Genomic DNA, 20,619 nt, shown 5'->3' on the forward strand with positions numbered 1-20,619 from the left:
GGGTCTCTGATGGAGAGAATGACCGGCTTCGATTCCAGCCTGCTGCACCTGGAGACCGAACAGCAACCACTCGTCGTGGGCGCGACCATCAACCTCGACGTTTCCGGGCTCCGCGGTGGCTACACTTTCGAGCGGTTCCGGACGGAGCTCGCACGGCGCGTCAAGCAGATCCCTGAGTTGCGCCGAAAGATCTATGACTCCCCCCTCAACCTCGGTCGACCCGCATGGGTCGAGGAATACCACCTCGATGTGACCGATCATGTCCGACGCGTGGTGGTGGACGAGCCGGGTGACGAACGCGCCGTCTTCGAGGCGTGCGGCGCATTGGGAAGTCGCCCGCTCGACCGAGCCCGGCCGCTCTGGGAGATCTGGGTGTTGGAGGGATTGGCGGAACCAGACACGGTGGCCGTCTATTTTCGGGCCCACCACGCGATCCTCGACGGGGCAACCAGCGCCGAGATCCTGCGCACGTTCGGTACTGCAGGAAGCGACCCCTCCGCCGGAGATCTCGAGCCGGTCCGTGTCCAGGCCGGCGGAACCAATATTCTCCAGCTGGTAGCGGGCGGTCTGTGGGACTTCTCGGTGCGCCGCCCGATCACGTTGACCCGGCTCGTCCCGGAGGCTCTCACGCTGCCATTCACGTTGCGCAGGGCTACGGCCAGCGCGAAGTCGCCCGACGCCGCGCCGACGGAGAAGGGCCAGGGCCCGGAAAAACCGCCGAGCAGCAAGCCTTTCACCGCTCCCAGAACCCGGTTCAACGCCACCATCACACCCCGCCGATCGGTTTGGGGGGCCTCATTAGACCTGGAGGCGATGAAGGAGATCAAGGACGTACACGGGGTGACGGTGAATGATGTGTTCCTCACCGTGGTGGGAGGCGGGCTCCGCAGGTATCTGCGCAAGCACCGCGACTTGCCGGAGGATCCACTGATCGCGGTCGTCCCGGTCTCGACCCGGGGTGATGGCGAGACCCAGGGCCACAACCGGGTGACGGTGCTGTTCGCTTCGCTGAGAACCGACATCGAGGATCCACTCACCCGGCTGCGGTCGGTGGCGTCGCGCACCAGCCGGGGTAAGAAGCAGACCAAGAGCGGGATGCGCCCCGGATTTATCCAGGACCTCGCCACGTTGACACCGGCCACCACGGTGTCGCTGTTCATGCGGCTATACGGCGATTTCCATCTCGCCGACATGCACCCGGTGATCCACAACCTGATCGTCTCGAACATCCCGGGTCCTCGGGAACGAGTGGAGTTCCTGGGCGCCCGGGTCACCCACATCTATCCGATGGGGCCGCTGATGCACGGTTCCGGCCTGTCCGTCACCGCCATGTCCCTGAACGGTTCGCTCGACGTGGGGATCAACGCCTGTGAGCATCTGGTCCCCGACGTCGAGGTGTTCGCCGAAGGGGTGCGTGACTCCATGGACAGGCTCCTGGAACTCACCCGCGGTCTCGCCGGCGGGGAGGACGACGACCAGTAGCGTTGCCGTCGTCTCTGACCGGTAGCGGCGCCTCGGCCCAGGCTCAGCTAACCCCGACGATCGGCAGCCGCAGCGCGCCGGGCGCCGCCTCGGGAACGACTGGCGAGGTAGGCGCCACGGGGGCGATCCGCTGATAGGTCTGCCCTTGACCCGGTCGGGTGTCTGCCTCGCCCTTGTTCGGCCACATCGACATCGCCCGCTCTGCCTGCGCTGTGATGCTCAGTGCCGGGTTGACTCCGAGGTTCGCGGATATCGCCGAGCCGTCCACGATGTGCAAAGTCGGGTAGTTCCACACGCGGTGGTACGGGTCCACGACGCCGTTGTCCGGCGAGTCGGAGATCGCGCACCCGCCGAGGAAGTGCGCGGTGAGCGGGATGTCAGCGATCTCGCCCCAGGTGCCGCCGGCCAGGCCACCGATCTTGTCGGCGGCGCGTCTCGTGGCCTCGTTGCCTGCCGGGATCCACGAGGGGTTGGGTTCACCGTGACCCTGTTTGCTGGACACGAAACGGAAGGGACCCAATCGCTTAACAAAGGTCTGCAGCGAGTTGTCGAGGTTCTGCATGACCAGCAGGATGACCGACCGCTGGCTCCAGCGCCGCAGGTAGAGCAACTGGAACAGGGCGAACGGGTTCTTGCGCACCTCCGCCAGCAGCTTGCGCCAGCGGGGGGTGTCCCCGCCGCCGTCGGTGAGCAACGTCTGCAGCACGGCGATGGCGTTGGAGCCCTTTCCGTAGCGGACGGGCTCGATGTGGGTATCGGAGCGGGGATGGAACGACGACGTGATGGCCACGCCCTCGGAGAAATCCTGCTCCGGCTTGTACTCCGAGCGCATCGCCCCGAGGATCGACTCCGAGTTGGTGCGCGTGAGCTTGCCCAGCGCACCCGAGATCCGGGGCAGCGATCCGTCGTCCTTGGCGTAATGCAGCAGATGCTGGGTGCCCCACGTCCCGGCTGCCACGACCACCTGTCCAGCCGTGATGGTGGTGGTGCGCTTGCCGCGGCGTGTCCAGGCTCCGGTGCGCTCGAGGGTGACCTCCCAGCTCCCGTCGCCGCGCTCCCGTAGCCCGCTGACGGTGGTCCTGTCCAGGACGCGCGCTCCCGCGCGCTCGGCGAGTCCGAGGTAATTCTTCAGCAGTGTGTTCTTGGCGCCGTGGCGGCATCCGGTCATGCATTCGCCGCACTCGATGCACGCGGTGCGGTCCGGGCCCACGCCCCCGAAGTACGGGTCGGACACGGTTTCACCGGGCTGTCCCTCGCCGCCGGTCTTCGCCCCGAAGAACACGCCGACCGGCGTGTAGACGAAGGTGTCTTCAGCCCCCATATCCGCCGCGATGTCGCGGATGACGTCGTCCGAGTTGGTGTGGGTGGGATTAGTGACCACGCCGAGCATGCGGCGGCCCTGATCGTAGAAAGGGGATAGTTCGTCATCCCAGTCCGTGATGTGCGCCCACTGCGTGTCATTGAAGAACGGCGCCGGCGGCTTGTACAGGGTGTTGGCGTAGTTGAGCGATCCGCCGCCCACGCCCGCACCAGCGAGGATCATCACGTCGCGCAGCATGTGTACCCGCTGGAGCCCGAAGAGCTTGAGCTTCGGCGCCCATACGTAGCGGTTGAGCCGCCAGGAGGTTTTGGGGAAGTCGTCGTCCTCGAAGCGGCGGCCGGCTTCGGCCACCGTGACGCGGTACCCCTTCTCCGTCAACCGGAGAGCGGTGACGCTGCCACCGAAACCGGAACCGACGACCAGCACGTCGGTATCGGTGCGCGAACTGGTCGCGATTTCGGGATGCAGCTGGTGGGATGACGTCATTGGGCAACTCCAGTGGACGGTCGATGTTGTGCGCCACAGTACCTGAGCCATATCGGACCTACCCGACAGTAGATACAAATTTGTCCACCGCCGGTAGCCGGATGGTCATTGTCCGGTCAGACCTCGCCACGCACTGGTTCTGCGTCAACTATGTGGTGTGCGCCGAACCCGTGAGGCTTATGGCCGGACAGACAGGTCGACCTTCTGGAAGCCCTTGACGTCGGAGTAACCACACTTGGCCATCGCGCGTCGGAGACCGCCCATGAGGTTGCGGGTCCCATCCGGGACGCTGGTCGGCCCCCTGAGAACTTCAGCCAGCGGGGCGAGCGCGGTTTCGTCATCGATCTCGGCGACGTGCCCGCGCGGGACGTTGGGGTGAGCGGATACGGAGTCCCAGTACACGCCCCGTCCCGGGGACTCGAGAGCGCCCGCGAGCAGCGGCCCCAAGACCACGGCGTCCGCTCCGCAGGCCACAGCCCGGGCAATGTCACCGGAGGTGTAGATATCGCCGTCGGCCAGAACGTGGACGTAGCGTCCGCCCGTCTCGTCCAGGTAGTCGCGGCGAGCGGCGGCCGCGTCGGCGATCGCGGTGGCCATGTGGACCTCCATGCCGAGCACCGACCCGGTGGTGGTGACCCCTCCGACGCCGCCGTAACCGACGATCACGCCGGCGGCGCCGGTACGCATGAGATGCAGGGCGGTCTTATAGTCCACTACTCCCCCGGCGATCACCGGAACGTCCAACCCACCGATGAAATCCTTGAGATTCAGCGGGGCGTCCTCGCCACTGACGTGCTCGGCCGAGATGATCGTGCCCTGGACCACCAGCATGTCGATTCCGGCGGCAACGAGGGTCGGGGTGAGATCCCGCGCGTGCTGCGGAGAAACCCGCACGGCCACAGTAGCGCCGGATTCGCGAATTCGGCCGACAGCGGCGGTGAGGAGTTCACGGTCGATCGGGGTGCGATGAAGCTCTTGTAGGCGTGCCACCGCCCGATGTCCGGTCACGTCCTCCAATGCGATATCTCGCAACTCGGCGATGGCCGCCGCGGGGTCGGCGTGCCGCGCCCACAGTCCCTCGCCGTTGAGGACTGCCAAACCGCCGAGTTCTGAGAACTCCACGGCCGAGTCCGGGGAGACGACCGCGTCGGTCGGGTGCGTCATGACCGGGATATCCATCTGGTAAGCATCGATCTGCCAGGAGGTCGACACCTCCGTGGAACTACGCGTACGCCGAGAGGGGACGATGTCCACCTCTTCCAACCCGTACATCCGACGGGCTTCGCGCCCCAGTCCGATCTCCACGACATCACGCACGATTACTTCAGTCCTTGACGTTGTAGTTGGGGGCCTCGACCGTCATCTGGATCGCATGGGGGTGGCTCTCCTTGAGCCCCGCCGCCGTGATCTGGACGAACTGCGCGCGGTGCATATCCGGGATGGTGGCCGCACCTGTGTAGCCCATTCCCGCACGGAGCCCGCCGGTCAGCTGATGGAGGACCTGGCCCACATCACCGCGGTAGGGCACACGTCCTTCGATGCCCTCGGGGACGAGCTTCTCCTCGGAAAGGACGTCGTCCTGGAAGTAGCGGTCCTTGGAGTAGGACTGCTCCTGACCTGGCTTGCCGCGACCACGCATTGCGCCGAGCGAACCCATTCCCCTGTAGACCTTGTACTGCTTGCCGTCCACGAAGATCAGCTCGCCCGGGGACTCGGTGCATCCCGCCAGTAGTGAGCCGAACATGCATGCCGAAGCACCCGCGGCGATGGCCTTGGCCACGTCGCCGGAGTACTGCATGCCGCCGTCGGCGATCACGGGGATTCCCGCGGCGTGGGCGGCCACCGAGGCTTCGAGGATCGCGGTGATCTGTGGTGCACCGACACCCGCGACCACGCGGGTGGTGCAGATGGAACCGGGCCCGATGCCCACCTTGATGGCGTCGGCGCCGGCGTCGATCATCGCCTGTGCGGCGCCGCGGGTGGCGAGGTTTCCGCCGATGATCTGCACCCGGTCGCCCAGCTCGCGTTTGACGCGGGAGACCATTTCGAGCGCGTTGCGGTTGTGGGCGTGCGCTGTGTCGACCACCAGGACGTCGACGCCCGCATCGGTGAGCGCCCCGGCCCGCTGCCAGGCGTCGTCGCCGGTGCCGATGGCCGCGGCCACCCGCAGGCGCCCGTCGGAGTCCTTGGTGGCGTCGGGGTGTTTTTCGGTCTTGACGAAGTCCTTCACCGTGATCAGTCCGGTGAGGCGGCCGTCACCGTCGACGATCGGGAGCTTTTCGATCTTGTGCCGACGCAACAGCCCGAGCGCGGCCTCGGCGGTGACGCCCTCGCGTGCGACGACGAGCGGCGCGCGGGTCATGACCTCGTCAACGCGGCGTTGCTTATCGACCTCGAACCGCATATCGCGGTTGGTGATGATCCCCACCAGCTCACCGCGCTCATCCGTGACCGGCAGCCCCGAGATCCGGTAGCGGGCGCAGATGTTGTCGACCTCTGCGAGCGTGGTGGAGGGCGAGCACGTGACAGGGTCGGTGACCATGCCTGCCTCGGACCGCTTGACGGTCTCGACCTGTGAGGCCTGGTCGCCGACCGACAGATTGCGGTGCAGGACTCCGATGCCGCCCTGACGCGCCATGGCGATGGCCATCCGTGCCTCGGTGACGGTGTCCATCGCCGACGACACGAGCGGGACACGCAGAGTGATATCCCGGGTGAGCCGGGTGCTCGTGTCCACCTCGCTCGGGACCACCTCGGAGGCGGCAGGGAGTAGGAGCACGTCGTCAAACGTCAGGCCCACCATCGCGACCTTGGTGGGGTCGTCGCCGCCGGTGCGCACGGGGCCATGCGACTCGCTCATTTAGCGTCCTCCTGGTGGGTCGTCTTGATGCTGAGTCCGAGGATAGTGCGTCGGGACGCCCTGACTCGAACCGTCGACCCCGCGAGCGGCCCGCGTCACGGGTACGGTGGTGCCGTGAACGATCCCCTTCGGCACGGAATGCCGCCCGACCCGTTCGCTGGTGACCCAAACGACCCGGCCGCGGAGCTGGCCGGGCTCGACCCCATCGATGACGATATGCAGTCCGCCCCGCTCGATGCGGACGAGCGCCGCGCCATCGAGGAGGACCTGGCGGACCTCGCGGAATTTCGTCAACTCCTGGCCCCGATCGGGGTCAAGGGCGTCGCTGTTCAGTGCGAGGACTGCTCGGACGAGCATTACCACGAGTGGGACATGCTTCGGGCAAACCTAATGCAGCTGCTCCAGGACGGCGCACTCTTGCCGCACGAGCCAGCGTTCGATCCAATCCCGGAGGACTACGTGACGTGGGAATACTGCCGGGGCTACGCCGACGCGGTCCGCGCAATGCGTCCTCCGCGCAAACTGAACTGGCGGCGCTGACGGCGGATCCGTCTTCCAACGGACTGTCCCCGCACCCACGAGCTACAGAACCGACCCCCGACCTCGACAAGAGGACGGGGGTCGGTTCCCTGTGAGCGACATCAGCGTGATCGCCCGGTCGTAACGACCGGGCTCACCGGCGCTCAATTGGTCGGCGTCACCGACCGTGATGGCGGCTGCGGGTTGCTCTTGGACTCCTGCGTCTGCGTGGGCACCTGCGTCACTGTGGTGCGGGTCGGCGCGGGCGACTGCTGCTGGACGGGGGTGTCATCGTCGATGTCCTGGCTCGGCCGGCCAGTCGTCGGCGCCAGGAAGTCCTGCAGTCGTTTCGTGTCGATCGGGATCTGGAGTGTCGTGGAAATTCGCAATCCGTCGAGTGGCAGCGGCACCACCGGCATGCCAGGTCGAGGGGGTGGCATCAGGTTGGAGGGCACGGGGACCGGCGCCCCCGGCACGAGAGTCGCCGCGCCTGGAAGTGGCTGCGGTTTGGGGGCAGGCTCCGGGGCCGGTGCCGGCGCCGGCGACGGCACCGAGCTCGGGGTTACGCGACTCAGATCCCGTTTGATGGCGTCCCTGCGCTTCATCAACTCGACACGCTCCGAGGCGTCGGAGACCTCGTCGAGCCGGTCGGAGACCTCTCCCAGCAGCTTCTCCGCCTTGTCCCTGTCGCCCTCGCGGGCTGCCAGATCCGCCGCGGTCAGATGTTCGCTGAGGTCGCTGACCAGCTCTACGTCGCCTGCGCGATCAGAGAAAATCGTTTTGGACACGCCCCACAGTGGGTCTCCCGGCATGGCACTGTGCGCCGCGACCGAGAGCCCGCCCACGAGGACAACCGCCACTGCTGCGGCCCCCGTCACTGCCTGCCACAGCGCGGGGCGTTGCCCGTGGTGGTGTTCGCCCGCCTTGGCCCAGCCGCGACGCGGCCACAACCGTGAGACATTCGGGGCGAGGGCGACTTCGACTTCCTCGTCGCTCGGCAGAGCGGGAAGATCCCCTGCATCGACCTCGGCACGCCATCCGGCGAGCAGTGCGACCAGTGGATCGTCGTCGAGAGGGTGCTCGCCGCGACCCAGCGCGTTGAGGAGCTCGTCGTCACGGTCGACCTCTACGGGGTCCACATCGTGCTCATCGAGCGAGGCGGCATCGTCCCCTGTGCCGGGTTCGACATCGTCGTCGTTCATCGCCATCGCTCCTCTCCGTCATTCTCGATCTTTGCCCGGAGTTGCTTCATCGCCCGGTGCTGCGCGACGCGCACGGCTCCGGCCGTGCTGTCGACGATCTCCGCGGTCTCCTCGGCTGACAGACCCACCACGACCCGAAGTCGGATGATCTCGCGCTGCTTCTCCGGCAGGGTTGCCAGGAGTTGAGTCATCGCTTTGGTCACCTCGCCGTCGAGTATGTGGTCTTCGGGCCCTGTGTCCGTCGAGAGCACCTCGGGGAGGTACTCCACGGGATCGGACTTGTTCCGTGCGGCGCCCCTGTGGGCGTCCGCGACCTTGTGGGCCGCGATCCCGTACACGAAGGCCATGAAGGGTCTTCCCTGGTCCCGATACCCCGGCAGAGCCGAGAGCACCGCGATCAGAATCTCCTGGGTTACATCGTCAACAGACAGGTTGGCTCTCTCCGCGCCTCCGACCCGGGAGCGGCAATACCGCACCACTCCGGGCCGCACGAGTTCCAGCACGCGCGCGGCCGCGGTGCGGTCGCCCTTGACCGCGGCTGTCACGGCGAGTTCTAACTCGTCTGCTGTACCTGTCATCGAATTAGGGAGCCCACTCGTTACACGGGTGTGGTACGGGGGCGCGGCCTTTCTCTCGGGGATGCGACGGTGGTCGCGGCGGATCTCACGCCGGGTCCGCGGACGGACCTCGAGGTGGCGTTCGTTCAGATTAGGCGCGTTACTCCTGGGACTGAGCGGTACTCATGAGGGGCCCAGCGTAACCGCTGGGCCCCGTCCGGGACCACACCACAGCCCGGGTACGGCGTCGGGCCCTGTCCTCCACCGCGCGGAGGACAGGGCCCAGAGTTCACGATCGGTCAGTGGGAGTGACCGGCGTGCGAGTGACCGCCGGCGGCGCTCTCCTCGGGCTTCTCGACGATCGCCGTCTCGGTGGTAAGCACCATCCGAGCCACGGAGCAGGCATTGACCACGGCCGAGGATGTGACCTTGACCGGATCGATGATGCCGGACGAGATCAGATCGCCGTACTCACCCGTGGCAGCGTTGAAGCCGTCGCGGGGGCCGAGCTCGGAGACCTTGCTCACGACCACGGAGCCGTCCTCGCCGGCGTTGGCGGCGATCCAGAACAGCGGAGCGGACAGCGCCTTCCGGACGACGTTCACCCCGACGGCCTCGTCGGCGTCGGCGGTGTCCTCGGCGAGACGGCCGAGCGCCGCGGCGGCCTGCACGAGCACGGAACCGCCACCGGCGATGACGCCCTCCTCGACTGCAGCTTTGGCCGAGTTGACGGCGTCTTCCACGCGGAGCTTGCGCTCGGTCAGCTCGGTCTCGGTAGCCGCACCCACGCGGATTACCGCGACACCTCCGGCGAGCTTGGCGATGCGCTCCTCGAGCTTTTCGCGGTCCCAGTCGGAGTCGGTGGCCTCCGCCTCGCGGCGGAGCTGCGCGACGCGGGCATCCACGTCGTCCTGGTCACCGTCACCGTCGACGATGATCGTGTCATCCTTGGAGACCGTCACGCGACGCGCGTGACCGAGGACCTCCAGGCCACACTCCGAGAGCTTCATGCCCAGGTCGGGGCTGACGACCTCGCCCTTGGTGACGATCGCGAGGTCGTCCTGGAACGCCTTGCGGCGGTCGCCGAAGTACGGAGCCTTGATCGCGACGACCTTAAGGGTTTTGCGGATCGAGTTGACGACCAGCGTGGACAGTGCCTCGCCGTCCACGTCCTCGGCGATGATGAGCAGCGGCTTGCCCGTCTCGGCCACCTTTTCCAGCAGCGGGAGCAGGTCCGGCAGGGAGCTGATCTTCTCGCGGTGGATGAGGACCAGGACATCCTCGTGAATAGCTTTCTGCTCGTCGGGGTCGGTGACGAAGTAGGGCGAGAGAAAGCCCTTGTCGAAGGCGATGCCCTCGGTCACGGACACCTCGGTGTGCAGCCCCTGCGACTCCTCGACGGAGACGACGCCGTTCACGCCGACGGCATCCATGGCCTCGGCGACCATGCGGCCGATCTCCGGGTCGCGGGAGGACACGGTGGCCACCTGGGCGACGGCGTCGGAGCCGGAGACCGGGGTGGCGGCCGCGCGGAGGAACTCCACGGTGGCTGCCGAGGCCTTCTCGATCCCCTTGCCCATGGCCATCGGGTTGGAACCGGCCGCCACGTTGCGCAGCCCTTCACGGATGAGGGCCTGGGCGAGCACGGTAGCGGTGGTGGTGCCGTCACCGGCGACGTCGTTGGTCTTGGTGGCGACGCTCTTGACCAGCTGGGCACCGAGGTTCGCGAACGGCTCGGAAAGCTCGATCTCACGGGCGATGGAGACGCCGTCGTTGGTGACGGTCGGGCCGCCGAAGGCCTTGGCCAGGACGACGTGACGGCCCTTGGGGCCGAGCGTGACCTTGACGGTGTTGGCTAGCTCGTCGACACCGGCGAGCATGCCCTTTCGGGCCTGCTCGTCGAACGCGATCAACTTGGACATGGATGGGGCTCCTGGGAGGAAGTGGGATGGTCGAAACGGGCGGCCTTGAGGCGTGAGACACCACCGCCCCGGCGGCACCGAGCATCTGCCGGCACCGTCGGGGCGGGGTTCAGCGGGTCACGTCAGTCGATGACCGCGAGAACGTCGCGCGAGGAAAGGATCAGGTAGTCCTTGCCCTCGTACTTGATCTCGGTGCCGCCGTACTTGGAGTAGATGACCTTGTCACCCTCCTCGATGTCCATGGGAATGCGGTCGCCGTCCTCGTCGAAGCGGCCCTTGCCGACCGCGACGACGGTGCCCTCCTGGGGCTTCTCCTTGGCGGTGTCCGGAATGACGAGGCCGGATGCCGTAGTGGTCTCGGCAGCAGTGGCCTCGACGAGAATCTTGTCCTCAAGCGGCTTGATCGCCACGATGGATCCTCCGTGTGTAGATGACTGGTGTGTTCTGAGGGGCCGGGCGCCGGAGGGCGTCGTCGCGGGTGACGCGGCCGGTGTCCATGCCTATTGGCACTCTATATGCGCGAGTGCCAGCACTCAAGTGTCTCGGGTGCCCGATCGGCCGGATTTCGCCGGTGGCGAGCACGCGACATCGCCCTTGCGGCAATGGGTTCACCTGACCTGGGTCACCCCGACCGGCAGTCCCGGATCGGCGGCCACCGTCAGCGCACTGGGCGCGGCACCTACTGCGAGCAGCGCGGAGGCCACCCCCACCACCATCGCCCCATTGTCTGTGCACAGCCGCGGACGCGGGACCCGCAAGGTGATACCGGCGTTGGCGCAGCGCTCCGCCGCCAGTTCCCGCAGGCGGGAGTTCGCCGCAACCCCTCCCCCGATGAGCAGGGTCTCCACACCCAGATCGGTGCAGGCGCGGACCGCCTTCATGGTCAGCACGTCGACCACGGCCTCCTGGAACGACGCGGCCACGTCGGCCACCTCGATCTGCTCGGAGTCACGTTCAGCCGCCTCGATCCTTCGGGCCACCGAGGTCTTGAGCCCCGAGAAAGAGAAGTCGTGTCGCGCATCCCGCGGTCCCGTCATCCCGCGCGGGAAGACGATCGCGCGCGGATCGCCGGTGGCCGCGAGCCTGTCGATGACAGGCCCGCCCGGGTAGCCGAGGCCCAGAAGCCGCGCGACCTTGTCGTAGGCTTCGCCGGCCGCGTCGTCGACGGTGGAGCCGAGTTCCTCCACCTGGTCGGTCAGCGAGCGCACGTGCAAGAGCTGAGTGTGGCCGCCAGAGACGAGCAGCGCCACGCATTCGCGCAGAGGCCCGCCGTCGAAACCGGCCACGGCCACGTGCCCCACCAGGTGGTTGACCGCATAGAAGGGCGCGCCCCACGCCGCCGCGTACGCCTTTGCAGCCGAAGAACCGACCAGTAGCGCCCCCGAGAGGCCTGGACCGATCGTGGCGGCCACTGCGTCAGGGCGTTCCACCCCCGCCTCGGCAAGCGCGGCGCGGACCGTGGGCACCAGTGCCTCGAGATGCGCTCGGGATGCGATCTCCGGCACCACCCCGCCGAACCGTGCGTGCTCGGACATGGACGAGGCGACCACGTCGGACAGCAGTTCCGCGCTCCCGTCGTCGTGCACACGGGCCACGGCCACGCCGGTCTCGTCGCACGAACTCTCGATCCCCATGACGGTTCTCATGAGCCGAACCCCTCTCGTCTGTCGGGTGGTCCAGCGCTGGTTCCGGATCGGGAGGCGCCCCCACCGCTGCCAGCCACCTCACCGCGGTCCCCGGTGACTCCGCGCCGCCCTGTTCTGTCGCGCGAACGCGCGGGACGCGTCATAAGGTAGGCGTCGGCCATGCTGGGCCGGTAATAACGGGGGCGCACGCCCACGATCTCGAAGCCGTGGGCCTCATACAGGGTGCGTGCGGGGATGTTGTCGGTGCGGACGTCCAGCACCACGGGCGCGCCCTCGGCGTCGGCCACGTCGATCATCCGCAGCAGTAACGTTCGCCCGATTCCGAGCCCCTGGTGGTCCGGGTCCACGCCGATGGTGTGCACCTCGAACTCCTGGTCGCCCGCTCGCCCGAGGGCGGCCAGGACCGCGTAGCCGATCAGCTGTCCGTGGAGTCGGGCCGCGAAGCACGTGGTGTGCCGCGATCCGATCTCCGAGAGGAATGCCGCGGCGGACCAGGGTCCGTCACCGGCGAACAGCACCGTCTCGAGTTGGGCGCAGTGCACAGCGTCGTCGGCTACCAGATGGTCGTAGACGACAGAGGTCGGGCCGACGCCGATCACCGGTCGAGTCCTTGCAGCGCGGAGGACGGTTCGCTCCGTCGGGGCGGCACCGCGTCGGGACGGCGTAGATAGAGCGGTTCGAGCGGGGCGGGGGTCACGCCGGCGAGCAGGTCGGGTGCGGCAACCGTGACCAGCCCCGCGGGGTCGGGCGCGGTCACCGCTTCTAGCCCCGGGGCGACGGTGACCACGGCGGTCTCGCCACCCGGGCCGGTGCGGCTCCTGACCTCACGCAGTCGAACGGGGTCGCCGACGCCCTGCACCCCCTGACCGAACTCGATGTCCGCGGCCGGCCCCACCGTGGGGCCGGAGATCCGCCCGCCCTCCGGGGAGTAGTGCGCGTGGTAGGCCTCGCGCCGACGGGCATCGGTGACGACGACGAGGTCGCCGGTCGCTCCGGCGGCGCGCGCGCGGGCGGCCAGCCCATCGAGCGAACAGATCCCGTGGACCGGCTTTCCGATGGCATCGGCGAACGCCGCGGCGGTGACCATCCCGACCCGCAGTCCGGTGAACGGGCCCGGCCCGATTCCCACCACCACGGCGTCGAGCTCGTCCGGCGTGACGCCCACCTCGGTTAGGCACTCCAGGATGTGAGGGGTCAACAATTCGGCGTGGGCCCGGGCGTCCTCGGTCACGCGCATGGCGAGGGTCTCGACCGCGGGGCCGGCGTCGCCGGAGGTGAGCCTGCAGACTCCCGCGGTCACGAAGGGGGTGGAGGTGTCTACGGCTAGGACGAGCACGAGGTCAGGTTACCGCCGGGGCGGCCCCCGGGCCGCCCCGGTGCCAGGTCGCGGAACGGACCTCGGTGTCCGGACGGCGTTGCAGGGTGACCACCAGCGGATCCTCGACGAGGGAGTCCACAAACCCGGCACCCCACTCCACCACCACCACGTCGCCGTCGAGTGCGGAATCCAGGTCCAGGGACTCGAGCTGGTCGGCCAGATCCCCCGCACCCGGCTGCTGCCCGTCCGGGTCGTGCACTCCGAGGAGTCGGTACGCGTCCACGTGGACGAGTCCCGGCCCGTCGGGGTCCACAGGAGCGTGCCGACGCGCGATGACGAAAGTCGGAGAAGTGACCCGACCGCGGACCCCGAGTCCGGTGGCTATGCCGGTCGTCAGCGCGGTCTTCCCCGCGCCCAGGGGGCCGTCGAGCACCACCACGTCTCCGGCCCGCAACAGGCCTGCCAGTTCGACGCCGAGCGAGTGGGTGTCCTCGACTGTCGGCAGGTCGCGCCGTCCCTGTTCGTCGATCGTCACGCCCGGCCGTCCGCGACGGTCTCGCCTCTGCGCTCTCGCTCACGCCAACCGATGATCGCGTCAGCCACCAGGTCGCCAAGCACCTCGGAGACGTGTGCGGGCTCCTCCAACATCACCATGTGCCCCGTGCCCGGGACCACAACGAACTCGGCGTCAGGGAGTTCCTCGACGATGTCCACCGACCGGTCCAGCGGGGTCAACAGGTCACGGTCGCCGCACAGCACCGTGGTGCGCACGTCACGGAGGACGTGCATGGACGCCGACTCGTCGTGCTGGGTGAGGGTCTCGAAGAAGTTGGCGATGGTCAGTACGTCGGTGGACGCGATGAGCCGGTCCACGAACCGCGCCACCGTCGGACTCGTCCTGGCGGGGTCACCGAACGAGCCCCCGTAGATGAAGGGCGAGATGATCGCGCCGAGAGCCCTTCGCCCGCCGGTGAACACGCCAGGGGTACGGGACGCGAGTCTGGCGACTCGTGCCATCGCCTTGCTGTCGAGAACCGCGCCCAGGCCGGCCTCGGAGAGTTCGGCCATCGCCGTGGCCACCAGCCCCACTCCCATGATCCGGTCGTGGACGATCTGCGGGTGCCGGGAGGCAAAGCCCATCACCGACATCCCGCCCATCGAATGACCGATCGCCACGACCGGGCCCGTCGGCGCCGTCGCGTTGATCACCGTGGAGAGGTCGGACGCGAGCTGGGCGATCGTCGAGTTCTCACGTGTGCTCTTCCCGCTGAGACCGTGGCCTCGCTGGTCGTAGAAGACCATCCGGATCTCGGAACCGAACCGGTCTTGCAGGTGCCGACGCTGGAAGTGCCAGGTATCCATGGACAGGGTGTAGCCGTGCGCAAAGACGACGGTCATGGGCGCATCGGTCGGTCCGGCCTCCCGCACCGCCAACGGGACTCCGTCGCTGGCGGCGACCATCGAGCCGCGATCCACGCCGAGCTCCGTCATATCCTCGGCCGCCCATGGGTCCGAGGCCCGACGGCCCGGCAGCAGGGTGCCGACGGAGCCGATGGTCGCGGCACCGAGTGCGCTGAGTCCGGCCGCCAGTCCCCCCGGCGTGCGGATCTGGTCAGCGACCGCCTCGGCGTCATCCGGCCCGGCCCCGACGAGTTCAGGCGACCGGACCTCGACCGGATCTTCACCCGTCGACCGGGTGGGCTGGCGGGGCAACCGCATCCGGGGTCTGCCCCGGCGGCCCGTGGTGTCGTCGTCCTGGCTCATGCCGTGCTCCCCGACTGTCCGCCCGGGGCGTGACGGCCCCGCATGACGTGCTGTCGCGCCGCGCGGCCGCGCACAGCGGTGACCACCTCGTAGTGAATGGTCCCCAGCGTGCGCGCCCATTCCGCGGCCGTGGGGCCCCCGTCCTCCCCCGTCCCGAACAGCACGGCGGTGTCCCCTGCCCGCAGCGTTTCCGGCGGCTCGGGACCGAGGTCGACCACGAACTGATCCATGCAGACGCGTCCGACGTTCGGGTACCGGCGTCCGCCGATGGACACGTCGAGACGGCCCGAGAGCAGGCGCCAGACCCCGTCGGCATAGCCCGCGGCCACGAGCGCAACCGTGGTGTCCTCCGGCGCGTACCAGGTGTGCCCGTAGCTCACGCCCTGACCGGCGGACAGCCGCTTGATCATGAGCACCTCGGCGGCGAACGTCATGGCCGGGATCAGGTCGGTCTCGAGTCCCTCGACCGGGTTGAGTCCGTAAAGGGCGATACCCGGGCGGACCATCTCGAAGCCGTCCCCGGGCCGGGTCAACGTGGCGGCCGTGTTGGCATGGTGGTTGACAGGGCATTCGAGACCCCGGGCACGCGCCTGCGCCACGCATTCGTGCAGTCGTCGCACCTGCGCGTCGATCACCGGATTGCCGGGGTCGTCCGCGTGCGCGAAGTGCGCCATCAACCCTGTGACCTCGATCAGGCCGCCCGCGGTAGCGGTGACCAGCCGATCGAGAACCGCCGGCCACGCGTCGAGAGTGATCCCCGAACGGGCGAGGCCGGTGTCGATCTTCGGTGTTACGCGCGCCCGGCGACCTGTGCGGCGAGCCGCTTCGATGACGGTGTCCAGGTGGGCTGGACTGGGGATCGCCAGGTCTACGTCGTTCTCGAGCGCGGCTCGCACGTCATCCGAGACCGAGTACAGCCAAGCCAGTATCTCCGCATCGATCCCCGCCGAGCGGAGTTCGAGCGCTTCGCCGATCGTGGTGACGCCCAACGCGTCAACGCCACCGCGCACGGCCGCGAGAGAAACCGGAACGGCCCCGTGACCATACGCGTCGGCCTTCACCACGGCCATGACCCGCGCCCCCTGGGCAGCACGGACAAGGACGCGACTGTTGTGTTCAATCGCGTCCAGATCTATCTCTGCGCGACACGGTGCCGGGGGGACGACTGGACCCATTTGGTCCATACTGCCAAAGAGGAACCGCCGGGGACGATTCACGCCGCTCGCAGGGCCGAGATCGCCCTCGGTAAGGCTGCCAGCAGGTCAGAGGCGCCGACCGGGGCGCCCGCGCCACCGGCCCGGAGCGAAGCCGCGCGTGCCGCCTCCGCGTGGGCCAGGACCGCCGCGGCCGCCGGCCATGCGATCGACTCTCCGGCGGCGGTGCCGCTGGCGAGCAACGCGCCGGCCACCCCGGACAGGACGTCCCCGGAGCCCGCGGTCGAGGCCCACGAGGAACCTGCGTCTACGGCGAATGTCGTCTCGCCGTCGTCGACAAGGGTCACACGGCCCTTGAGCAGCACCGTCGCGGTGATCCCACGCTCGCGCAATCCACCCACAAAGCGTCGTAGAGCGCCTGCTCGATCTTCTCGCTCCCACCCCCCGGTGAGGCGATCGAACTCGCCGGCGTGCGGGGTGAGCAACACCGGTGCGCTGGCCGAGCGCAACAGCACCGGGTGCGTCGCGACACACGTCAACGCGTCGGCGTCGAGCAGGGTGGGCCGCCCGTGGGCGAGAACCGCGTCGATGTCCGCGATCGCCTCGGTGCCGGTACCGGCGCCCGGCCCCACCACCCAGGCCTGAGCCCTGCCCGCCTCAGCCACGGTGGGATGGCATACGACCTCAGGCCTGGCCGCGAGTACCGCGTCCGCACCCGAACCGACGTAGCGGACCATCCCCGAGGTCGCGGCCACGGCGGCACCTGTACACAGGACGGCCGCGCCCGGATACTGATCCGACCCGGCGCGGATCGCCACCACGCCCTGGGAGTATTTGTCGTCCGTCGGACCTGGCACTGGCCACATCCGCCCCACGTCCTTGGACGTCGGGCACGCGATGCTTCCGCTTTTATTCGACAGCTCCGGGAGCCCGATGTCCACCACCTCGACCAGCCCACAGGCCGGGGACGCCAAGAGATGCGCGCGGCGCAGAGCACCGAAGGTCACGGTGACCGTCGCCGGGACGTGCGCGTCATGGACGGTGCCGGTGTCGGCGTCGACACCGCTGGGGAGATCAACGGACACCCACGGCACACCAGCCGCGGCCAGGTCCCGGACGATCCGGGCCGCCGGAGCGCGCAGGGGGCCGCTACCGCCCAGTCCAACCACGCCGTCGATGGCGACATCCGGCACCAGCACGCGGGAACCCACGGCCCCCGCCCCGTGAATCCGCCCCCCGGAGCGTCGCAGAGCCGCCAGCGCCCGTGGGTGCGCACGGTCGGAGTCGAGAAGGATCGCGTCGACCCGGCAGCCCCGGTTCCGCAGGAACATGCCGGCGTAGAGGGCGTCGCCACCGTTGTCGCCGGCACCGACGAGCAACTGCACGGCGCGCCCGTAGACACCACCGGTGCGCTCGCGCAGCAACGCGGCTACATGGTGAGCGACCCCGGCAGCAGCCCGACGCATCACCGCGTCGGGGTCACCGCCCGCCGCGGCCGCCCGGATGAGCGGGAGTTCGGCGGCGCGGATCGCCTCCACCGGGTGGGCGCGCCTCGTCACTGCCGACTCCGGCTCACTCCACCGTGACGGACTTGGCGAGGTTACGCGGCTTGTCCACGTCATACCCCCGCGCGGCCGCGACCTCGGCGGCGAACGCCTGGTAGGGGATCGTTGCCAGCAACGGCTGCAGCAGCGTGGTGGAGGCAGGGATGGGGATGAAGTAGTCCGAGAGCGGCTTGACCACCTCGTCGCCTTCTTCCGCGATCACGATGGTGCGAGCACCGCGCGCGCGGATCTCCTGAATGTTGCTCACGAGCTTCGAGTGCAGGACACCTCGCCCCTCGACCGGCGGCATCACGATGAAGACCGGCAGGCCGTCCTCGATGAGTGCGATCGGGCCGTGCTTCAGCTCGCCCGCAGGGAAGCCCTCCGCGTGCATGTAGGCGAGCTCCTTGAGCTTGAGCGCGCCCTCCAGTGCGGTCGGGTAGCCAACGTGGCGGCCCAGGAACAGTACCGACTTGGAATCGGCCAGCTCGCGCGCGATCTCACGGACCGGCTCGAGTGAGTCCACGACCTTCTGGATCTCCGCGGGCATCTTCTCGAGCTGACGGAACTCGGCCGCCACCTCGTCCGGGTATTTGGTCCCGCGGGCCTGCGCCAGCGCCAGGCCGACGAGGTAGTTGGCCGTGATCTGGGCGAGATAGGCCTTGGTCGAGGCCACACCGACCTCGGGGCCGGCATGCGTGTAGAGCACGGCGTCGGCCTCACGGGGGATCTGCGAACCGTTGGTGTTGCACACCGCCAGGACTCGCGCCTTCTGCGACTTGGCGTGCCGAACCGCCTCGAGCGTGTCGGCGGTCTCGCCGGACTGCGAGATGGCCACGACCAGCGTGGAGCGGTCCAGCACCGGGTCGCGGTAGCGGAACTCGGACGCGATCTCGACCTCGCATGGCAGGCGCGTCCAGTGCTCGATAGCGTATTTGGCGACCATGCCCGAGTGGTAGGCGCTGCCACACGCGACGATGAACACCTTGTCGACATCGCGCAGTTCCTGGTCGGAGATCCGCTGCTCGTCCAGGACGATCCGGCCGTCACGGAAGTGTCCCAACAGGGTGTCGGCGACAGCCTGGGGCTGCTCGGCGATCTCCTTGAGCATGAAGTAGTCGTAACCGCCCTTCTCTGCGGCCGCAAGGTCCCAGTCGATGCGGAACGGGCGGCCCTCGGCGGGCTCACCGGCGAAGTCGGTGACCTCGTAGCCGTCGGCGCGCAACACCACGACGTTGTCCTGACCGAGCTCCACCGCATCTCGGGTGTGCTCGATGAACGCGGCCACATCCGAGCCGAGGAACATCTCGCCGTCGCCGACCCCCAACACCAGCGGAGTGGAACGGCGCGCGGCCACCAACACGTCCGGATGCTTGGCGTGGCTGAACACCAGCGTGAAGGCACCCTCGAGACGGGCGAGCACCGCACGACACGACGCCACGAAGTCACCCTCGTTGGCACGGGATTCCATCTCACGAGCGAGCAGGTGCGCGGCGACCTCGGAGTCGGTATCCGAGACCAGGTCGACGCCGGCGGTCTCGAGCTCGGCTCGCAGTGCTGCGAAGTTCTCGATGATGCCGTTGTGCACGATCGCCACATCGCCCGACACGTGCGGGTGCGCGTTGCGGTCGTTCGGACGGCCGTGCGTGGCCCAGCGCGTGTGGCCGATGCCGGTCGCGCCCGGGAACCCGCCCTCGCCGCGAGCGGTGAGCGCGTCCTCGAGGTTTGCCAGCTTGCCTTCCTTCTTCTCCACCCGCGAGCTTCCAGCGCCGTCGAGAATGGCTACGCCCGCCGAGTCATAGCCGCGGTATTCCATTCGTCGCAGGGCTTCGACGACAATAGGGAGGGCAGCCCGATGGCCGACATATCCAACGATTCCGCACATGGGGGCTAAGTGTAGCCACGGGTTGACCGATCCCTAGCCCCCTACTCGCCCCCGAGGCGATACTGTTGCCACCGTGGCCATCAAGACCAAGGAATTGCACGCACAGCTGAGTAGGCGCGGTCCGTACGGGATCGACACCGGTGACCTCGGCTTCACAGGGACGCCGGGCGCGGTATTCGTCCCCCGCGACGCCCCCTCGCCCGCACCGCTGGTCGGGTGGGCGCACGACTGGACCAAGGGTCCCCGTCACTACGTGGACACCCTCAAACACCTGGCGTCGTGGGGCTTCGTCGTGGTGGCGCCCGGTACCGATGCGTCCGCACGTCCACATCACCAGCACTTCGCCGACAATGTGTCCGCAGCGATCGAGGACGTTCTGCAGGCCACCCTCGGCAGGGGAACCGTCCGGGCCGACCCCCGACGTATCGCACTGGCCGGTCACGGGCTCGGAGGCGGAATCGCAGCGCTACTGGCATCACAGCGCACGGATATCGACGCCGTAGCGATGGTCTTCCCCACAGAGACCGTGCCGTCTGCCGCCGACCGCGCCAATATGATCGACTCCCCCGCGCTGCTGCTCTCCGCCTCCGGCGGAGTCCACGGAGAGGACGCCCGCACCCTCCACGAGTCCTGGCGCGGCGAGCTGGTGCACCGCCGCTTGGAGAAGGCCATCGAGAAGGGGCTGGTGGAACGCAACCCGCTACTGGAGAACATCGGCCTGGCGGACCCGGATCGCCGCACGCACCGCACGGTTCGACCACTCCTGGCCGGCTACCTCCTGGCCACGCTCGCTGGCGACAAGAAATACTCGGCGTTCGCGGATCCCGACGAGAAGATCAAGGGCACCGTGACTGTGACCGATGAGCTGCTGGACGAGGAGGCCGACGACCTGATCGCCAGCACTCCCCCGCTGCTCAAGCTGGTCAAGGGCCTCACCGGCGGCTGAGTGGTCGTCGTTA

18 protein-coding genes are annotated in these 20,619 nt (G+C 68.4%); 3 read left to right on the plus strand and 15 right to left on the minus strand.

All coding sequences use genetic code 11. The features are described from left to right. The first annotated feature begins 18 nt into the window (after window positions 1–18). Entirely contained in the window at window positions 19–1,482 is a 1,464-nt protein-coding gene (locus tag ON04_RS13155) for a WS/DGAT/MGAT family O-acyltransferase (RefSeq protein WP_010542094.1), read from the plus strand. A 43-nt stretch (window positions 1,483–1,525) separates the two neighbouring features. Here the strand turns inward: ON04_RS13155 and ON04_RS13160 are convergent, their stop codons facing one another. The 3 genes from ON04_RS13160 to guaB form a co-directional block, all read right to left on the minus strand. Beyond that, window positions 1,526–3,289 carry an FAD-dependent oxidoreductase gene (locus tag ON04_RS13160; protein ID WP_010542095.1) on the minus strand — a complete coding sequence of 588 codons (1,764 nt, stop codon included), beginning with the start codon at window positions 3,287–3,289 and terminating at the stop codon, window positions 1,526–1,528. A 177-nt stretch (window positions 3,290–3,466) separates the two neighbouring features. Further along, complete coding sequence (locus tag ON04_RS13165) at window positions 3,467–4,606, minus strand: GuaB3 family IMP dehydrogenase-related protein (RefSeq protein WP_010542096.1); 1,140 nt, start codon at window positions 4,604–4,606, stop codon at window positions 3,467–3,469. A gap of 7 nt (window positions 4,607–4,613) precedes the next feature. After that, complete coding sequence (gene guaB, locus ON04_RS13170) at window positions 4,614–6,149, minus strand: IMP dehydrogenase (protein WP_010542097.1); 1,536 nt, start codon at window positions 6,147–6,149, stop codon at window positions 4,614–4,616. 114 nt (window positions 6,150–6,263) lie between these two features. On the opposite strand from guaB, the gene ON04_RS13175 reads away from it, so the two are divergent. Next, the gene (locus ON04_RS13175) at window positions 6,264–6,689 is read left to right on the plus strand and encodes a DUF5319 domain-containing protein (protein ID WP_033444295.1); all 426 of its coding nucleotides are present in this window, start codon (window positions 6,264–6,266) and stop codon (window positions 6,687–6,689) included. Between the two features lie 143 nt (window positions 6,690–6,832). Here the strand turns inward: ON04_RS13175 and ON04_RS13180 are convergent, their stop codons facing one another. The 12 genes from ON04_RS13180 to glmS form a co-directional block, all read right to left on the minus strand. Then, complete coding sequence (locus tag ON04_RS13180; protein WP_141564780.1) at window positions 6,833–7,870, minus strand: hypothetical protein; 1,038 nt, start codon at window positions 7,868–7,870, stop codon at window positions 6,833–6,835. Beyond that, the gene (locus ON04_RS13185) at window positions 7,867–8,448 is read right to left on the minus strand and encodes a sigma-70 family RNA polymerase sigma factor (RefSeq protein WP_010542100.1); all 582 of its coding nucleotides are present in this window, start codon (window positions 8,446–8,448) and stop codon (window positions 7,867–7,869) included. Before ON04_RS13185 ends, ON04_RS13180 begins: the two co-directional genes overlap by 4 nt. Before the next feature lie 278 nt (window positions 8,449–8,726). Further along, window positions 8,727–10,349: a chaperonin GroEL gene (gene groL / locus ON04_RS13190; protein WP_010542101.1), complete on the minus strand. Its 1,623-nt coding sequence runs from the start codon at window positions 10,347–10,349 to the stop codon at window positions 8,727–8,729. Between the two features lie 122 nt (window positions 10,350–10,471). Further along, a complete protein-coding gene (gene groES / locus ON04_RS13195; protein ID WP_010542102.1) occupies window positions 10,472–10,759 on the minus strand; it encodes a co-chaperone GroES in 288 nt (95 codons plus the stop codon). 198 nt (window positions 10,760–10,957) lie between these two features. Further along, on the minus strand, window positions 10,958–11,995 hold the full coding sequence (gene tsaD, locus ON04_RS13200; RefSeq protein ID WP_010542103.1) for a tRNA (adenosine(37)-N6)-threonylcarbamoyltransferase complex transferase subunit TsaD: 1,038 nt from the start codon (window positions 11,993–11,995) through the stop codon (window positions 10,958–10,960). After that, window positions 11,992–12,594, minus strand: a complete 603-nt coding sequence (gene rimI, locus ON04_RS13205) for a ribosomal protein S18-alanine N-acetyltransferase (protein WP_010542104.1) — start codon at window positions 12,592–12,594, stop codon at window positions 11,992–11,994. Before rimI ends, tsaD begins: the two co-directional genes overlap by 4 nt. Continuing rightward, the gene (tsaB, locus tag ON04_RS13210; RefSeq protein ID WP_010542105.1) at window positions 12,591–13,331 is read right to left on the minus strand and encodes a tRNA (adenosine(37)-N6)-threonylcarbamoyltransferase complex dimerization subunit type 1 TsaB; all 741 of its coding nucleotides are present in this window, start codon (window positions 13,329–13,331) and stop codon (window positions 12,591–12,593) included. The genes rimI and tsaB overlap by 4 nt, the downstream gene beginning before the upstream one ends. 4 nt (window positions 13,332–13,335) lie before the next feature. Next, on the minus strand, window positions 13,336–13,848 hold the full coding sequence (gene tsaE / locus ON04_RS13215; RefSeq protein WP_010542106.1) for a tRNA (adenosine(37)-N6)-threonylcarbamoyltransferase complex ATPase subunit type 1 TsaE: 513 nt from the start codon (window positions 13,846–13,848) through the stop codon (window positions 13,336–13,338). Continuing rightward, window positions 13,845–15,077 (minus strand): alpha/beta fold hydrolase, encoded by a 1,233-nt coding sequence (locus ON04_RS13220; protein WP_010542107.1) that lies wholly within the window; start codon window positions 15,075–15,077, stop codon window positions 13,845–13,847. The genes tsaE and ON04_RS13220 overlap by 4 nt, the downstream gene beginning before the upstream one ends. Then, the gene (gene alr, locus ON04_RS13225; RefSeq protein ID WP_050815355.1) at window positions 15,074–16,261 is read right to left on the minus strand and encodes an alanine racemase; all 1,188 of its coding nucleotides are present in this window, start codon (window positions 16,259–16,261) and stop codon (window positions 15,074–15,076) included. Before alr ends, ON04_RS13220 begins: the two co-directional genes overlap by 4 nt. Before the next feature lie 29 nt (window positions 16,262–16,290). Beyond that, window positions 16,291–17,790 carry a bifunctional ADP-dependent NAD(P)H-hydrate dehydratase/NAD(P)H-hydrate epimerase gene (locus ON04_RS13230; protein ID WP_010542109.1) on the minus strand — a complete coding sequence of 500 codons (1,500 nt, stop codon included), beginning with the start codon at window positions 17,788–17,790 and terminating at the stop codon, window positions 16,291–16,293. Window positions 17,791–17,803: 13 nt separating this feature from the next. Further along, on the minus strand, window positions 17,804–19,660 hold the full coding sequence (gene glmS, locus ON04_RS13235; RefSeq protein ID WP_010542110.1) for a glutamine--fructose-6-phosphate transaminase (isomerizing): 1,857 nt from the start codon (window positions 19,658–19,660) through the stop codon (window positions 17,804–17,806). Between the two features lie 73 nt (window positions 19,661–19,733). Here glmS and ON04_RS13240 point away from each other — a divergent pair, with 73 nt between their 5' ends. Then, window positions 19,734–20,606 carry a dienelactone hydrolase family protein gene (locus tag ON04_RS13240; RefSeq protein WP_010542111.1) on the plus strand — a complete coding sequence of 291 codons (873 nt, stop codon included), beginning with the start codon at window positions 19,734–19,736 and terminating at the stop codon, window positions 20,604–20,606. Window positions 20,607–20,619 lie beyond the last annotated feature (13 nt).

The sequence above is a fragment of the Dietzia alimentaria 72 genome (genome assembly GCF_000226215.1).
GTDB lineage: Bacteria > Actinomycetota > Actinomycetes > Mycobacteriales > Mycobacteriaceae > Dietzia > Dietzia alimentaria.

Excerpts from the sequence above, each read along its gene's own strand:
- groL (WP_010542101.1), bottom strand. The coding sequence starts at position 10,349 with ATGTCCAAGTTGATCGCGTTCGACGAGCAGGCCCGAAAGGGCATGCTC.
- ON04_RS13220 (WP_010542107.1), bottom strand. The coding sequence starts at position 15,077 with ATGAGCCAGGACGACGACACCACGGGCCGCCGGGGCAGACCCCGGATG.
- ON04_RS13180 (WP_141564780.1), bottom strand. The coding sequence starts at position 7,870 with ATGAACGACGACGATGTCGAACCCGGCACAGGGGACGATGCCGCCTCG.
- glmS (WP_010542110.1), bottom strand. The coding sequence starts at position 19,660 with ATGTGCGGAATCGTTGGATATGTCGGCCATCGGGCTGCCCTCCCTATT.
- ON04_RS13155 (WP_010542094.1), top strand. The coding sequence starts at position 19 with ATGACCGGCTTCGATTCCAGCCTGCTGCACCTGGAGACCGAACAGCAA.
- tsaD (WP_010542103.1), bottom strand. The coding sequence starts at position 11,995 with ATGAGAACCGTCATGGGGATCGAGAGTTCGTGCGACGAGACCGGCGTG.
- ON04_RS13160 (WP_010542095.1), bottom strand. The coding sequence starts at position 3,289 with ATGACGTCATCCCACCAGCTGCATCCCGAAATCGCGACCAGTTCGCGC.
- guaB (WP_010542097.1), bottom strand. The coding sequence starts at position 6,149 with ATGAGCGAGTCGCATGGCCCCGTGCGCACCGGCGGCGACGACCCCACC.
- alr (WP_050815355.1), bottom strand. The coding sequence starts at position 16,261 with ATGGACCAAATGGGTCCAGTCGTCCCCCCGGCACCGTGTCGCGCAGAG.
- ON04_RS13185 (WP_010542100.1), bottom strand. The coding sequence starts at position 8,448 with ATGACAGGTACAGCAGACGAGTTAGAACTCGCCGTGACAGCCGCGGTC.